The organism is Pedobacter frigoris, assembly GCF_032678645.1.
Classification (GTDB): domain Bacteria; phylum Bacteroidota; class Bacteroidia; order Sphingobacteriales; family Sphingobacteriaceae; genus Pedobacter; species Pedobacter frigoris_A.
Map to the genome: position 1 here is coordinate 324,136 of NZ_JAVTSP010000002.1, position 14,785 is coordinate 338,920.

The window sequence follows — 14,785 nt, forward strand, 5'->3', positions numbered from 1 at the left end:
ACTCAACAGGGGATCAGCCTCAGCTCTTACTTTATGAAAAAGATAGTCTTAGTTCTGTTTTTTGGCGTATTTACAGTAGGTTTTGCTTTTGCACAAGGCATTTCTACCTCGAAAGGTATTCAAAAAATTACAGAAGCGATAAATTCGAGAAATGATAGTTTGTCAATCGAAAAACTCTATATCCATACAGACAAATCTAATTATGCCGCTGGAGATACTTTGTGGTTTAAGGCCTACCTGCTTAAGGCATCACTTTTAAATTATTCAGATAGAAGCGGGTTATTATATATAGAGATCAGAAGTGATAGCACGGATTATTTACAACGTATTATGGTTCCGGTTTTCAATGGGATATCCTATGGGTCTCTCGTATTAAACGAAGATCTTCCCAGGGGCAATTATACTTTGAGGGGATACACCAGCTGGATGTTGAATTTTGGAGAGAACTATCAGTTTAAAAAAGAACTGTATGTAAGCAATGGACCGGATACAGAATGGCTGATAAGATATCATGCTAAAGTTAAACAAGAATCAGGGAAAGACAATGTTCAGTTGAACTTAAGGATAAATGAGTTTGATAAAGCTCCCGTGGGTTTGAGAGAAATGCAGGTAAGTATTACCAATGGAAAGAAAACCTGGTTCAAAAGTAAAACAGAAACTTCGTTGGAAGGGAATCTTGACCTTAGTTTTGATATACCCGATAAAATTCCACCGAAAGAATTGGCATTGACCATCCAGGATTTGCGCAAGAGCCAGGGGCTAAGAAGTGTAAAGGTTCCCCTGACGCTTAACAGGCCGGAATATATAGACCTGCAGTTTATGCCGGAAGGCGGAGTTCTGGTTGCCAGTCAATCTTCAAAAATTGCTTTCAAAGCTTTAAATGAAGATGGATATGGTGTAAATGTCCGGGGCAAGATATACAACAGTAAGCAGGAAGAAGTAGGGGTTTTTGCTTCTTCACATAAAGGGATGGGAGCTTTCAATTTGAATCCTCAGGCAGGTGAAGCATATTCTGCAAAACTTGAATTTGCGGATGGCAGCTATAAAACTTATTCCTTTCCGGTGGTCGTGCCAAGTGGTATCGCATTGAGTGTCGACAATTTTTTTGACCGCGATTCCTGTGAACTCACTTTAACTCCATCTGAAGACCTGAAAGTCGGAGGGAAGGAATATTATATCATGGGATTATCCGGAAGTATGGTTTGCTGGGCTGCGACAATCAATTTTAAAAAGGGACAAATAAAGACCCGGTTGAACAAGACTATTTTTCCTGGTGGAATTGTACGTTTCGTGCTTACAGATCAAAATATAAAGCCGTTGGCTGAACGGATGATTTACAACCATGTGAATGGCAACCTGAATATTAGTGTTCAAACCGATAAATCAGCATATGTACAGAGGGACAGTATCTCGCTAAAAATTAAAGCGACGGACAAGAATGGCAACCCTGTCTCGGGAAGTTTTTCGATCGCTGTAACTGATGACGCGCAGGTTAAAAAAGACAGTATCGCTAATGACAATATCCTAAGCCGGATGTTTTTATCCTCAGTGCTGAAAGGACATGTTGAAGATCCTGGCTATTATTATAACGGGGTGATAAATGAAGAAAAGTGGAGAAATATGGAATACCTGCTGCTTACTCAAGGCTGGGTGGGGTATGACTGGCAAGAAACTTTGAAGCCGATAAAGCCGATGATCTATGCGTCGGAACAGGAATTTCTTGTAAAAGGGAAGGTGACAAATGCCTTCAATAAGCCGGTGGCTAAATCAGGAATCACACTGCTATCTAAAAAGCCTTTACTTATCATGGATACATTGACGAATGATAAAGGAGACTTTGAGTTCAAAGGGCTTTTTCCTGTTGATACTGCGGCATTCTTCATCAGCGCAAGAAATAAAAATGGCAAGAAATTCAATGTTGGGATTGATATGTATGAATTCAAACCCCCGGTGTTTCCTTCGGTCGCCAGCAGGACTAAACCCTGGTTTGTTAATATAGATACGTTGAACTATGCCGTCCTGAATCAGCAGCTTTCTTTACAAAAAACCTACCGTACCGTTACTGGTAAGAATATGCTTAAAGAAGTTAAAATCATAGCAAAGAAACTGGTGAAGGGTTCAAAAAATCTGAATGGGCCCGGAGGAGCCGATTTGATTATAGATGAGCAAGATATATCGAAAGCAGGTAAAGTAACATTAGGAGATCTCTTAACTAAAAAGCTAAAGGGCTTTCATGAAACAATAAACCGTTCTGGAAAGCCTGTATATAAAGTCAACGGCGAGGCAGTATACCTCATCATGGATGGAATGGATACCAAATTCTTTTTAGCCGAAGGCACAGCTTATGGTGAATATTTAAAGGAATTGTTTGAGTATTATGATGCAGATGAAATTAAAGGCATAGAGGTCATGATCAAAGGGAAAAATATCATGAGTTATGGCTCAAGATTTTTAAATCCGATGTCAGAAAGGCCATGGGATTTCGTGTTTATTGAAGTGACCACCAGGGCAGGGAATGGTCCTCTCTTAAAAAAGGCTATTGGAAATTATGTATACAAGCCAATTCCGTTTACTATTCCCAGAAAGTTTTATGCACCGAGATACCTGCCTGAAAGTATTGCCGATATGTCTGATATCCGTGCTACTGTGCATTGGGATCCCGATATAGTTACTAATAAAGACGGCAATGCTACGATCAAATTCTTTGCAGCCGATAACCCCGGTAATTATACCTTCGTAATTGAAGGGGCTGATTTACAAGGCTCTTTAGGATTCAAAACGAACAAGATCATTATAAAAAAACAAGCTATACAGGTTAAATAACTACCAGCTGCTGCCTGCACCGCCACCTCCTGAAGAACCTCCGCTACTACTGGATGAACTGGAGCTTGAAGACGAACTACTACTACTGCTGCTGGATGAAGATGAAGACGACGAACTGCTGCTCGGTGTAGAGATCTGTGGAATTACATATTCTTTATATTCTTCATGCCTGCAATTTGCGCAAATGTAGTAGGTGCGCCCAAGGCCTTCCCGCGACGTTGTTGCCCTTGATATGGTTTTGTTTCTTGAAAAAGCAACAGTAATGAAATGACATTTTGGGCATTCTGTCGCTTTAGATTTTAAATCCGGGTAGTTCAATATCAATTGCTGATCACAGGTCTTGCAAATCCATACATCGTAGTCTATGGAGCTGATCTCTTCTTCTTTAGCCTGGCCGGTTGAGAGGCTTTTATTGTCCTTGTCCTCGTCCAGTAGTACCATTGGAGTGTGACAGTGATCACAATCGATTCCCGTATATCTCAATTCCTCCAACCGGGCTTCATGGTTTCGCCATAACAATTTTAAAAAAGGATAGGGAAAAAATCTGGTCGTCCACTGTAAAGGGGAAAAAGCATTTCGCCAATCCAGATATTGTTCATGCCGGGTTTTATCTTTCAGGGTATTTGAAAGATACCGCTTAAGTATGAAAAATTGAAGGTGGATGTAAATCAGTAAAAATAGATAAAGCGCCAGCAGCCACCAGAGATTGTACCATAAATTCGGATATTTCAGATTAAAATACGCAGTTAAACCAACTGGCGCTGTAAACAATAAAAAAATCGCCGATATTCTTAAAAGCGTGTTTTTAGTAATGCTTCTTCCTGTAGCCACAACAAAGGCAAAATAAATAGCAATAATTATAAGAGATAGCCAGTTGACCACAGGGTAGCTTCTGCTTTTTTCCATAGACGCTAGTCCCTGAATCGTTTCAGGATTATAATGCGCTGACGGAAGGTCTATTACATTTGGAGCAACGGCCGAGTCAGCTACTGCGGCAGAATCATATACTATCGCAGGTACAGAATCGGCAGCCGGCATTGTCGCATTTGGATCTGATGTTGCGAATGTTTGGTCCGTTCCTCCTTTCAAATGTGCAATCACTGCATCAACTCCGTGTTTTACAGCATTGTTGTAATCATTTTGCCTGGCATAGGGAATCATATGTTCTTGCTGGATCTTGTAACAAGTTACATCCGGCAATACGCCTTCAAGCCCATAGCCGGTTTCAAATTCTATCCTCTTCTGGTCTTCGACAATCAAAATCAGGAGGCCGTTGTTTGTTTCCTTGCTGCCTATTTTCCAGGTGTTGAAAAGTTCATGGGCGATCTCTTTTGGTACCAGATCTCCGATGCTTTTTACAAAGACCACGTCAATATGTGCAAGCCCGGATTGGTCCAGGGGACTCAGTTTGGCATTCAGTTCCGATACTGTTTCTTCGGTTAAGACTTTGTCAGGGTTGCTAACGTAGCTTTCATTGAGTGATTTTGGATCCGGTATATTTACCAGCAGCTGGTCTCTGGTAGGAGATTGTTTGCAGGTTATAAAAAAAAGAGCAAACAAAGAAAGCAGGAGAAGCGGTGACTTTTTCATAGATAGCTACAAGTTACCACTTGTGAGTCAAAATACAATCTATTTTTTAATACTATGTGCCGGAAGATTCAGGTAGTGTAGTACTTTTCTATACAGTTCATCAGGCAGGAAAGGTTTTACCACTATGTTATCAATACCAGATTGTTTTACCTGCTCCTCTATCTCATTCGGCAAATTGGCTGTTAATGCAATAATAGGCAGGGTCACCCCATTTTCCCGCATTTTTGACGAGGCCTCATATCCATCCATTACCGGCATGTGCAAATCCATCAATACAAGATTATGCTTTTCTACATCCAGCATATTTAATGCCTCAAGCCCATTGATGGCGATATCTACATGGGCTCCCCAGCGTTTCAGGAAGTTTTGCGCAACCAGAACATTCATTTCATTGTCCTCGACAAGCAAAATGTTAACCCCTGCAAACGGCTTATCTGCTTCATTAGGGGTTTTATTGTCTTTAATTTGTTGTTCGGTAGTTTTGATGCTCTTTTCAAACGTCTGGATGAAATAGAAGGTAGAGCCCTCGCCCTCCTTACTATTTAAGTGAAGTGAGGAGTGTTGCAGCTCTAAAAGTTTTTTACAAATAGCCAGGCCAAGGCCGGTACCTCCAAAACCTCTTGATGTGGAAGAATCAGCCTGTGTAAACCTTTCAAAGATCAATTTTTGTTTTTCTATGGAGATCCCGATCCCGGTGTCTTTAACCTGGATCTTCAGAGTGATTTTGTTTTCAGTTTGGTCTTTGACGCTAATGTTCACTTCTACATATCCTTCCTTAGTAAATTTTATTGCATTATGTACCAGGTTGGTGATGATCTGTGAAATGCGGGTAGGGTCGCCCAAAAGCTTGTTTTTGAGTGAAGAGTCAATTTTTAGATTTAAATCAATGTTCTTATCATGCGCGGCACTGTGAAGTCCGCTGACAATATTTCTCGCAATGGAAGCGATGTCCATTTCTATGTGCTCAAAAGTTATCTTGCCAGCCTCAATCTTGTTGTAATCGAGGATGTCATTTACAATAGCTAAAAGATTGTTTGCTGAAAAGAGCATCACATCAAGTTCTTTTCGCTGATCTTCCCTGGGATTGTTTTTTAACAATAGATGGCTCATCCCGATCACTGCATTTAAAGGAGTTCTGATTTCATGGCTCATGGTACTCAAAAATTCGCTTTTTGCGATGAGTCCAAGTTCGGCTTCATGTCTGGCTTTTTTTAATGCAAATGATACGCGGTGGGAGAGTACCAGAGACTGCAGAAAGAAGAAGCTTACGTAACAGGCAAAACTTAGCAGTTGCAGTTGAGGAATGATGGACCAATAATGAAGTAATGTAACGGTAAAAATAAACATAAGTGCAATTGTACTTGCCAATGCATAAACCGCCCCCGGTCTGTTTTTTTTATAAGCTTTTATGTAAACATAAGGCACATATATAATGCAAAATATTGTAACAATTAAAAAAGGGTTGACTAGCTGTGTAAAATATAAAGGCGGAAGGATAAGGGAGGTTAAACCGAATGTAAAACATATAAGGCTTAGTGTCGTTACCATTTTATGGTGCACATCCTCCGGGTAGAGATAGCGTGTGTACAGGCCGAAAAGACCAATGCCCCCAAAAAGGCTTAGGTATTCAAGCCTCGCGGTAATGTACCAGCTGGTGTTTGGAATGATAGTGTGAAGGACGTAATTGTCTACACCCATGATCCTGTAACTATAGACTATAGAATATAATGCAAATAATAATGTTGCCTTATCCCTGTTTCCCAATAGATAAAGACCAAGGAAGAAGAGCCCGCCCATAAATAAACAACCTGTAAGCAAAAGGTCAATGGCTTCAGTACGTCGTCTTTCCAGTCCGATTTTAGTTTTTTCACCAATAATCAATGGTTTTTTTACTCCGGCTTTGCTGTGGACAAAGTTCGCGACCTGAAGCACGAAGTTTAAAGTGTCCTTTCCGGGATCTAGGTTTAAAAATTTAATTTCCCAATGGGGTACAAATCCCTCTGCTGTGGTTGTCACTTTCCCATCTGAAAGGGCCATTTTTCCGTTGATGTACAACACATATGCACAGTAAACATCAGGCATTTCCAGGCGAAGTGGGGGAGCATCCTTGCTAAGTAAGATCTGGAGTTTGTATGTGGCATAGCCATAAGAAGGATAGGTTTTTCCTTTTATTTTAGACTCTGTCCAGCGGAAAGGAAAATCAACCAGTTCGGCATTTCCTATTGTTGTGTCCATTGGATTAATCAGCTGGTTCCAATAGAATTCCCACTGTCCGTTAAGCGCTATATTGCTGGTAAATGATTGCCCACGAAGATCTATAACCCCTTTTTTTGCAATAGGGGGATGATTTTTGTCTGCAAATCCATACTGTATAAAGCAACAAAGCAGCAACAGTACACTATATAAGTACCTTTTGATGCTCATCATAAAATAGTCAAGTGCCTGGTAAACAACAGCTGTTTGGTTAATAATGTTTAATTTTTAGTGCTAAGATAATGGAATTTTGAGAAGTTAATATTACCGAGACTAGATGTTGCTTGCTTAAATGTGAAAAAACTTAATTTAAGTGGACTGTTAATGATCTTGAATTACAGGGGACTTAAATGAAGCTACAAACTACTTGCTTCGGGACTGATAGGGGCCAGCTTCGGGGCAGCTTCGCAAAAGGGTACCTGTTTTCCGAAGAAATCCCCTATCAGTTACGTAACAGTCCCCTATCAGTCGACTAGTTGGCCATACGCAGTCTCCATGTTTTTCGAAATTGTCCCATTAAATAAACGGCGCTCCGGATAAGTCGGTCATTCCTTTGTAAGTAATTCTGCATCTTAGTTGCATTTATATGTTTCTGTTTATATTCGCAACTTGATTGCATTTACTTATGGGGCCATTATGTTTTTTCAAATCATACTTGGGATGAATAAAATCTGGTAGCTTTATCACAATTGAAATACAGATGAAAAACGATGTTATTATTATAGGAGGAAGTTATGCAGGTCTTTCTGCTGCCATGTCACTGGGCAGAGCTATTAGGAATGTGGTGATTATTGAGAATGGAAAGCCCTGCAATGCACAGACGCCTTATTCTCATAATTTTTTAACCCGGGATGGAAGTAAACCGGCGGAAATTGCAGCATTGGGCAAAGAGCAGGTGATGAAATATCCTACTGTGCGGTTTGTAACCGGGAAGGCTGTGGCCCTGAATGGAGAAGACCTCAATTTTCAGGTTGTACTGGAAGATGGGCAGGTGTTTTTTAGCAAAAAAATATTATTTGCAACAGGTTTGAAAGACTTGATCCCCGATATAAAAGGTTTTGCAGCGTGCTGGGGCATCTCAGTAATCCACTGTCCTTATTGTCACGGTTATGAATACAAAGGACAGGATACCGGTGTTTTAATGAATGGAGCAGGGGTATTTGAAGTGGCTCGTATGATTAGAAACTGGACAGACAGGCTGAGTGTTTTTACCAACGGCCCCGCTACTCTGGAAATAGATCAACTGAAGAAGTTGTCAGAAATGAATATTCAGGTAGAAGAACGTGAAATAGATAGATTTGATCACCAGAATGGCATATTAGAAAATATTGTGTTTAAAGATGGTTCAGGAACCCGGCTCGATGCACTCTATGCAAGACCTCCCTTCGAACAGCATTGCAGTATTCTAAAGGATTTGGGCTGCAAGATTGCCGGGACTGGACATGTTGAGGTAGATGAATTTCAAAAAAGTAGTATTCCCGGAATTTACGCAGCTGGAGACAGTACGACCTTGATGCGCTCAGTTGCAGCTGCGGTTTATACTGGCAATAAGGCCGGGGCAATGATAAATCATGAATTGGTGGCAGAGGGTCAATAGTGAATATTCTCTATTTGATCCTGCTCCAGATTTCATAGATTTTGTCGCCCTTGCTGCTGAGTCCGCTATGGTGCCAGTCTCCATTTTCAAGTTTGCCGTCGAAGCTCAATGATGCACCTACACGTGTATTGTCTCTGGAGAAAAACTCAATATTTTCAGTGTACTTGCCATCTTTAAAAGTGTAAGTACCACCGCCTGTACCTGAAAATTGCTTTTTAGCCGGATCAATAGCTACCCACTGAAATTTTGTTCCGGTTAGCAGTTTATAAGTCTGACGTGTTCCTGTTTGATGTATCGGAGTTATTTTTCCATCTTGCATCCGCCCTGTTATTCGCCATACGCCGGCTAATGGTGCTGTCCCATTATCGACGCGTTCAAATTCTGCATTTCCTTCTTCTACCTGCAGAGATAGCTGGTCTGAAGAAATAGAGAAAGGTATGCTGAGCGTAGTGCCAATCTTGGTTGAGTCGTTACTATTGAATAAGGATTCAGCTTTCAGGGTTTTATCGTTGATACTATATTTTCCTCCTTCACTCATCAGAAACTTGTTGCCTTCATGTACAGTATGGAAATAGAACCCGTCCTGAAAAAACAGGTGATGAGATTTATCCCCTTCAGATAAATGCCAGGCGCCTGAGATAGATTGCGCATTTAAAGTTAAGATGGTTGAAATTAAGGTGAGAACGGTCAGGATGATTTGTTTTACAAATTTCATAATCAATAGTTTAAATGGATATCCTAGTCAGATAGATTAAAGATATAAAAAAGCAATATCTTTATTGTCTTATCGGTAGATTATGAACAAATCAAATAGAAGAAAGTTTATAGGAACTGCTGCGGCTTTGGGTGTTACAACAGTTGCCGCGGCGATGCCCTCAATTCATATGGAAAAGAAATATCCGCTTGCACATCATGTGTTTTTCTGGCTTAAGAATCCTGATTCAAAAGAAGACAGGGACAAATTAATTGCCGGGATCAAAACATTAAAAAAAATTGAAACGGTTCATGGACTGCATGTAGGTGTTGTCGCGGAAACGGAAAAACGGGATGTCATAGACATGAGCTGGAGCGTTTCTGAACTTATTTTTTTCAGTGACCTCGACGGACAGGCAACTTATCAGACACATCCTTTACATCTGGAATTTGTAAAGAATTGTAGCCATCTCTGGAGCAAAGTCGTGGTTTATGATGCCATGGAAGTTTAGTTTATAATGATTCTAAAAATCATTTACCATTTTCCTTTTTTACTAAAGAGAAAGTAAATAGTTAAGTTTGAAAGAAAAACTCTTATGTATCAGATTTTAAAAAGTGCGCATTCAGGTTGGCGCTACCTGGTTTTAATTTTATTGGTAATCGCGCTAATTCAGGCAATTTCCGGTTGGCTTGGTAAAAAACCATATACTGAGGGTAATAGAAAGATCAACCTGTTTACTTTGATCTTTACACACATTCAGGTATTGATGGGCCTGGTATTGTATTTCGTCAGTCCGGTAGTGAAGGGTCTGGGATACTGGAAAATGGAGCACATCAGTATGATGATTCTGGCTGCAATATTGGTAACGATAGGTAATGCAAAATCCAAAAGAGGAGCCGATGACGTAAGTAAACATAAAACGATTGCCCTGTATTTTGGTTTAGCCCTGCTGGTGATTGTGGCGGCAATTATTCGAATGGTAATGGCTGATCCTTCAAGGTCATTCTTTGGCATTTCATAAAATTCACAAAATTAATTTTGCTTTGTAAGATTTATTTATATTTTTGTGACATATGATTAACAATATACATACTTGGCAATGGCGTAGCACTTCTGAAAAGAGTCTAGTCGCAGTCTTGTGTACCTTATAGTTTATCAACCTAAACCAAACCACATTAAAGCCCGACGTAGACCACACGTTGGGCTTTTTGTTGTTTAAGGTTTTTTTTGGCCCTAACTTCACGTCATCCTGGATTTATTTCAGGATTCCGGAATAGGGAGGGCAACATGAACGTATGGGATCCTGAAATAAATTACCTTCGGTGAGCTCGCTGAAGAGCTCGGTTTGCTTCGCAGCTTCTTTGAGGTCAGGATTTCGGAATAGAAAGATACAAATGCGGATCCTGAAATAAATTCAGGACGAGCAATAAATATATATACTGATGAAATATATAATTAATACAACTTACAAAAAGAGACTTGCGGATACCACAACTCCGGTAAGTATTTATTTGCGGTTGAGAGACGTGTTTCCAAATACAATTTTGCTGGAAAGTTCTGATTACCATAGCAGGGAAAATTCAGTGAGTTATGTATGCGCAGAACCTATTGCAGGAATTACTTTGCAAAATGGGGTACTCTCAACTTATTATCCTGATGGAAAGAAGGAACAGAAAACAGATTTTGTGCTTACTGATGAGATAGAAGCATTTAAGGCATCCTTTCAACCAACCGAGGTTGAGGATAAACGCTACATTTCAAATGGATTGTTTGGCTATTTTACCTGGAATGCCGTTCAGCATTTTGAAGATATTGTGTTCTCATCAACGGCTCCTAAAGATGAAGAGATCCCTTTGATGCAATACCATATCTACAGGTATATCATTGCGATAGATCACTTTAGAAATGAGGTTGCGCTGTTCAAGAACACCTTTAATGGCGATGAAACGGAGGATCTGGAAAAATTAGAGTACATCATTCAGAATAAAAACTTTCCGGAATATAGCTTTAGCTCGACGGGTGAAGAAGAATCTAACCTCACGAATGAAGAGTTCATGGACATGGTGGTTAAGCTTAAAAAGCACATCTTAAGGGGAGATGTTTTTCAAATCGTTCCTTCAAGAGCCTATAAACAAACTTTTCTGGGAGATGAATTCAATGTATACCGTTGTTTAAGGTCTATCAACCCATCTCCTTACCTGTTTTATTTTGATTACGGAAGCTTTAAGCTTTTTGGCTCTTCTCCTGAGGCTCAGATTACCATAAAAAACAAAGAGGCCAGTATTTTTCCAATCGCCGGGACATTTAAGCGGACTGGAAATGATGAGGAAGATGCAGAACAGGCCCGTAAACTCGAGCAGGATCCTAAAGAAAGCGCAGAGCATGTTATGCTGGTAGACCTGGCACGTAATGACCTGAGCAGACATTGCAACCAGGTTCAGGTAAAGTCGTTCAAAGAAGTTCAGTATTATTCACACCTGATTCACCTGGTTTCTAAAGTGAGTGGAAAGCTTCAGGAAGGTGTTTCTGCATTTAAAATTGTAGCGGATACTTATCCGGCCGGAACTTTAAGCGGGGCACCTAAGTACCGGGCAATGCAGCTGATCGACGAGAATGAAGGCCTTGGCAGAAATTTTTATGCGGGGGCACTCGGTTACATGGGCTTTAACGATGAATTTAACCACTGTATCATGATCCGTACTTTTATGAGTAAGAATAATGCTTTGCATTATAGGGCAGGAGCGGGTATTGTGGCCGATTCTGTTCCGGAAAATGAAATGAACGAGGTAAATAATAAAATTGCGGCATTGCGCAGGGCAATTGAAATGGCTACACAGATTTAACATGAATAACGAAAAGAAGATGGAAAAGAAAGTTTTGGTTATAGACAATTACGATTCGTTTACCTATAACCTGGTACATCTGGTAAATGAATTGGGCAGAGATGTTGAAGTGTGGCGTAATGATAAGTTTGAACTGGCCGACGTGGATCAGTTTGATCAGATTTTACTTTCGCCGGGTCCTGGAATACCTGAAGAAGCTGGCTTATTGCTCGATGTTATAAAAACCTATGCTGCAACCAAAAGTATATTTGGTGTATGCCTGGGGCAACAGGCCATAGCGGAGGCATTCGGCGGTAAATTGCTGAACCTGGGAAGGCCAATGCACGGTATTGCCACACCTATAAATGTGCTGGATAAAGAAGAGCTTTTGTTTAAAGATTGTCCGGAGGTCATTAATGTGGGCCGTTACCATTCCTGGGTGGTAGATCATGAAGGTTTGCCGGCTTGCTTTACTGTTACCGCAACAGATAATGCAGAGGAAATTATGGCGCTGAGACATAATGAGTTAAATGTCCGTGGCGTTCAGTTCCATCCGGAGAGTGTACTGACCGATTATGGAAAACAAATGATGAAAAACTGGCTGGAGCATTAATATGAATATTTTAGATAGAATTGTACTTCGCAAAAAAGAAGAGGTCGCTTTGGCTAAGCAGGCTGTTTCTGTAAAAGAGCTGGAAACCGGGTTACATTTTAACAGAAATCCTTATTCTTTTAAGGAATTTTTGCTGGACGAACAACGGACAGGAATCATTGCAGAGTTTAAAAGGCGCTCCCCGTCGAAGGGAATCATTAATGATCAGGTATCAGTGAGAGATGTGACTACAGCATATGCAGCTGCAGGGGCTTCGGCCTTATCAGTGCTAACTGATACGGACTTTTTCGGCGGACATACGCGAGATTTGCTCGAGGCCCGTGCTGCCAATCAAATCCCGGTGCTGAGAAAGGATTTTATGATTGATGAATATCAGATTCTTGAAGCTAAGGCACTGGGGGCAGACATTATTTTGCTGATTGCCGCCATATTGACACCTGCAGAGATTAAGCAATTGGCTGCGGTATCAAAGAGCTTAGGGCTGAATGTGCTTTTAGAGGTTCATAACCAGGAAGAATTGGAACGAAGCATTTGTAATGACCTGGATGCTATCGGCGTAAATAACCGCAATCTTGCTGATTTTACAGTCAATATCCAGACCTCTTTTGATCTTGTGGACCAAATCCCTTCGGAATTTATGAAGATATCTGAAAGTGCAATTAGCGATACCGATACGATTAAACAATTGAAGCAGGTTGGATTCAATGGCTTTCTCATTGGAGAAAACTTTATGAAGACTCCTGATCCCGGACAGGCGATCAGCGCTTTTGTCAGTGAATTGAAGTCGGTATAACTTTTGTATCTTTGTACTTTACATGGGAAAACAGAAATATTACGATACGGCGCTTAAGCAGGAACGTGCAGTACTTGTTGGTGTAATCAGACCCGGAGAAAGGCCTGAAGAAACCAGAGAGTATCTGGATGAGCTGGCTTTTTTAGTAGATACTGCAGGTGGCCTGGTGGAGCATGAGTTTACACAAAAGATGCTCAAACCAGATCGTGCAACCTTTGTGGGTACAGGAAAGCTGGAGGAAATACAGGCTTACGTGAAGTCTGAAGAAATAGATATGGTGGTGTTTGACGATGAGTTGTCGCCATCTCAATTGAGAAATATTGAACGGGAGCTTCAGGTAAAAATCCTCGACCGGAGCAATCTGATCCTTGATATTTTTGCAGGAAGAGCGCAAACAGCTCAGGCAAAAACGCAGGTGGAACTGGCGCAGCTGCAGTATTTGTTGCCCCGCCTTACGCGTTTATGGACTCACTTGGAGCGCCAGAAAGGTGGTATTGGGATGAGAGGACCCGGTGAGACACAAATAGAGAGCGATAGGAGGATGATCCTTGAAAAGATCGCATTGCTGAAAAGCAGGTTAAAACTGATCGATAAGCAGAACGAAACACAACGTAAGAACCGCGGCCAACTGATCCGTGTTGCCCTTGTAGGGTATACCAACGTTGGTAAATCGACCATCATGAACATGCTTTCTAAATCCGAGGTATTTGCGGAGAATAAGCTGTTTGCTACACTGGACACCACAGTTAGGAAAGTGGTGATTGAAAATCTGCCGTTTTTACTTTCAGATACAGTTGGGTTTATCAGAAAACTTCCGCATCATTTGGTAGAGTGCTTTAAATCGACTCTGGATGAGGTGCGGGAAGCGGATGTTTTAATTCATGTTGTGGATGTTTCACATCAGAATTTTGAAGATCAGATCAATGTGGTCAATGAAACATTAAAGGATTTGGGAGCGAGGGACAAAGAAACCATTGTGGTATTCAATAAAATTGATGCCTATGTAGCTCCTAAACCAGATCATGAGGAAGAAGAGCCTGTGCAGCTTACCCTGGAAGATTTCAAGCGCAGCTGGATGGCAAGTAACAATGCACCGGCAATATTTATATCAGCCCTGCACAAAGAGAATTTAGAAGAATTTAAACAATTATTGTATGATAAGGTTATTGCTTTGCATACCGAGCGTTACCCTTACGATAAATTGTTATATTAATTGAAGAAAATATGGAAAGTAAACGTCAGCAGAAATTTGCAGGAGTAATACAGGAAGAATTAGCAGCGATTTTTCAACGTGAGGGTTCTGCCTATCTTCCCAATACATTGGTTACAATTACCAAGGTCCGTGTTTCTTCAGACCTTGCAGTAGCCAAGGTATATCTTAGCTTTTTAAACACCAATAATACATCGTTGTCTGTTGCGGAAGTAAATTCCCACGCCAGTGAAATTCGTTACAAGTTGGGTGCCCGTATCCGTCATCAGGCTAGAGTAGTACCTACGTTGACCTTCTTTTTGGACGATACCAACGAGTATGTTGAGCATATGGATAAGATTTTTGATAAAATATCAAAAGAGCGTAAGGATACGGACGAAGACGTTTAAT

Annotated in this window: 12 protein-coding genes; 9 read left to right on the forward strand and 3 right to left on the reverse strand. The window is 40.8% G+C overall.

Features of this window, described 5'->3' with window-relative positions; genetic code table 11:
* Positions 1-33: 33 nt before the first annotated feature.
* Entirely contained in the window at positions 34-2,823 is a 2,790-nt protein-coding gene (locus R2Q78_RS07820) for a hypothetical protein (protein WP_316790533.1), read from the forward strand.
* Here R2Q78_RS07820 and R2Q78_RS07825 read toward each other — a convergent pair whose 3' ends face one another.
* Both R2Q78_RS07825 and R2Q78_RS07830 read right to left on the reverse strand, forming a co-directional pair.
* Positions 2,824-4,413, reverse strand: a complete 1,590-nt coding sequence (locus R2Q78_RS07825) for a TPM domain-containing protein (protein ID WP_316790535.1) — start codon at positions 4,411-4,413, stop codon at positions 2,824-2,826.
* Positions 4,414-4,452: 39 nt separating this feature from the next.
* The gene (locus tag R2Q78_RS07830; RefSeq protein ID WP_316790537.1) at positions 4,453-6,840 is read right to left on the reverse strand and encodes an ATP-binding protein; all 2,388 of its coding nucleotides are present in this window, start codon (positions 6,838-6,840) and stop codon (positions 4,453-4,455) included.
* A 526-nt stretch (positions 6,841-7,366) separates the two neighbouring features.
* Between R2Q78_RS07830 and R2Q78_RS07835 the strand changes: the two genes are divergently transcribed.
* Positions 7,367-8,263 carry an NAD(P)/FAD-dependent oxidoreductase gene (locus R2Q78_RS07835; protein WP_316790538.1) on the forward strand — a complete coding sequence of 299 codons (897 nt, stop codon included), beginning with the start codon at positions 7,367-7,369 and terminating at the stop codon, positions 8,261-8,263.
* Positions 8,264-8,273: 10 nt separating this feature from the next.
* Here R2Q78_RS07835 and R2Q78_RS07840 read toward each other — a convergent pair whose 3' ends face one another.
* Positions 8,274-8,978, reverse strand: a complete 705-nt coding sequence (locus tag R2Q78_RS07840; protein ID WP_316790540.1) for a hypothetical protein — start codon at positions 8,976-8,978, stop codon at positions 8,274-8,276.
* An 82-nt stretch (positions 8,979-9,060) separates the two neighbouring features.
* On the opposite strand from R2Q78_RS07840, the gene R2Q78_RS07845 reads away from it, so the two are divergent.
* The 7 genes from R2Q78_RS07845 (at position 9,061) to rbfA (ending at position 14,784) form a co-directional block, all read left to right on the forward strand.
* On the forward strand, positions 9,061-9,468 hold the full coding sequence (locus R2Q78_RS07845; protein WP_316790542.1) for a Dabb family protein: 408 nt from the start codon (positions 9,061-9,063) through the stop codon (positions 9,466-9,468).
* A gap of 84 nt (positions 9,469-9,552) precedes the next feature.
* The gene (locus R2Q78_RS07850; protein WP_316790545.1) at positions 9,553-9,978 is read left to right on the forward strand and encodes a cytochrome B; all 426 of its coding nucleotides are present in this window, start codon (positions 9,553-9,555) and stop codon (positions 9,976-9,978) included.
* Positions 9,979-10,399: 421 nt separating this feature from the next.
* Positions 10,400-11,800, forward strand: coding sequence for an anthranilate synthase component I family protein (locus R2Q78_RS07855; RefSeq protein ID WP_316790547.1), 1,401 nt, complete (start codon positions 10,400-10,402; stop codon positions 11,798-11,800).
* A 19-nt stretch (positions 11,801-11,819) separates the two neighbouring features.
* On the forward strand, positions 11,820-12,392 hold the full coding sequence (locus R2Q78_RS07860) for an aminodeoxychorismate/anthranilate synthase component II (protein ID WP_316791568.1): 573 nt from the start codon (positions 11,820-11,822) through the stop codon (positions 12,390-12,392).
* 1 nt (position 12,393) lies between these two features.
* Complete coding sequence (gene trpC, locus R2Q78_RS07865; protein ID WP_316790550.1) at positions 12,394-13,185, forward strand: indole-3-glycerol phosphate synthase TrpC; 792 nt, start codon at positions 12,394-12,396, stop codon at positions 13,183-13,185.
* Positions 13,186-13,207: 22 nt separating this feature from the next.
* Complete coding sequence (gene hflX, locus R2Q78_RS07870) at positions 13,208-14,398, forward strand: GTPase HflX (protein ID WP_316790553.1); 1,191 nt, start codon at positions 13,208-13,210, stop codon at positions 14,396-14,398.
* 11 nt (positions 14,399-14,409) lie between these two features.
* Positions 14,410-14,784 (forward strand): 30S ribosome-binding factor RbfA, encoded by a 375-nt coding sequence (gene rbfA / locus R2Q78_RS07875; RefSeq protein ID WP_316790555.1) that lies wholly within the window; start codon positions 14,410-14,412, stop codon positions 14,782-14,784.
* The last annotated feature ends 1 nt before the right edge of the window (position 14,785 follow it).

What these genes read in the sequence shown, in the direction of transcription:
- R2Q78_RS07820 (WP_316790533.1), top strand. Translation starts at nt 34, where the DNA reads ATGAAAAAGATAGTCTTAGTTCTGTTTTTTGGCGTATTTACAGTAGGT.
- R2Q78_RS07825 (WP_316790535.1), bottom strand. Translation starts at nt 4,413, where the DNA reads ATGAAAAAGTCACCGCTTCTCCTGCTTTCTTTGTTTGCTCTTTTTTTT.
- R2Q78_RS07830 (WP_316790537.1), bottom strand. Translation starts at nt 6,840, where the DNA reads ATGATGAGCATCAAAAGGTACTTATATAGTGTACTGTTGCTGCTTTGT.
- R2Q78_RS07835 (WP_316790538.1), top strand. Translation starts at nt 7,367, where the DNA reads ATGAAAAACGATGTTATTATTATAGGAGGAAGTTATGCAGGTCTTTCT.
- R2Q78_RS07840 (WP_316790540.1), bottom strand. Translation starts at nt 8,978, where the DNA reads ATGAAATTTGTAAAACAAATCATCCTGACCGTTCTCACCTTAATTTCA.
- R2Q78_RS07845 (WP_316790542.1), top strand. Translation starts at nt 9,061, where the DNA reads ATGAACAAATCAAATAGAAGAAAGTTTATAGGAACTGCTGCGGCTTTG.
- R2Q78_RS07850 (WP_316790545.1), top strand. Translation starts at nt 9,553, where the DNA reads ATGTATCAGATTTTAAAAAGTGCGCATTCAGGTTGGCGCTACCTGGTT.
- R2Q78_RS07855 (WP_316790547.1), top strand. Translation starts at nt 10,400, where the DNA reads ATGAAATATATAATTAATACAACTTACAAAAAGAGACTTGCGGATACC.
- R2Q78_RS07860 (WP_316791568.1), top strand. Translation starts at nt 11,820, where the DNA reads ATGGAAAAGAAAGTTTTGGTTATAGACAATTACGATTCGTTTACCTAT.
- trpC (WP_316790550.1), top strand. Translation starts at nt 12,394, where the DNA reads ATGAATATTTTAGATAGAATTGTACTTCGCAAAAAAGAAGAGGTCGCT.
- hflX (WP_316790553.1), top strand. Translation starts at nt 13,208, where the DNA reads ATGGGAAAACAGAAATATTACGATACGGCGCTTAAGCAGGAACGTGCA.
- rbfA (WP_316790555.1), top strand. Translation starts at nt 14,410, where the DNA reads ATGGAAAGTAAACGTCAGCAGAAATTTGCAGGAGTAATACAGGAAGAA.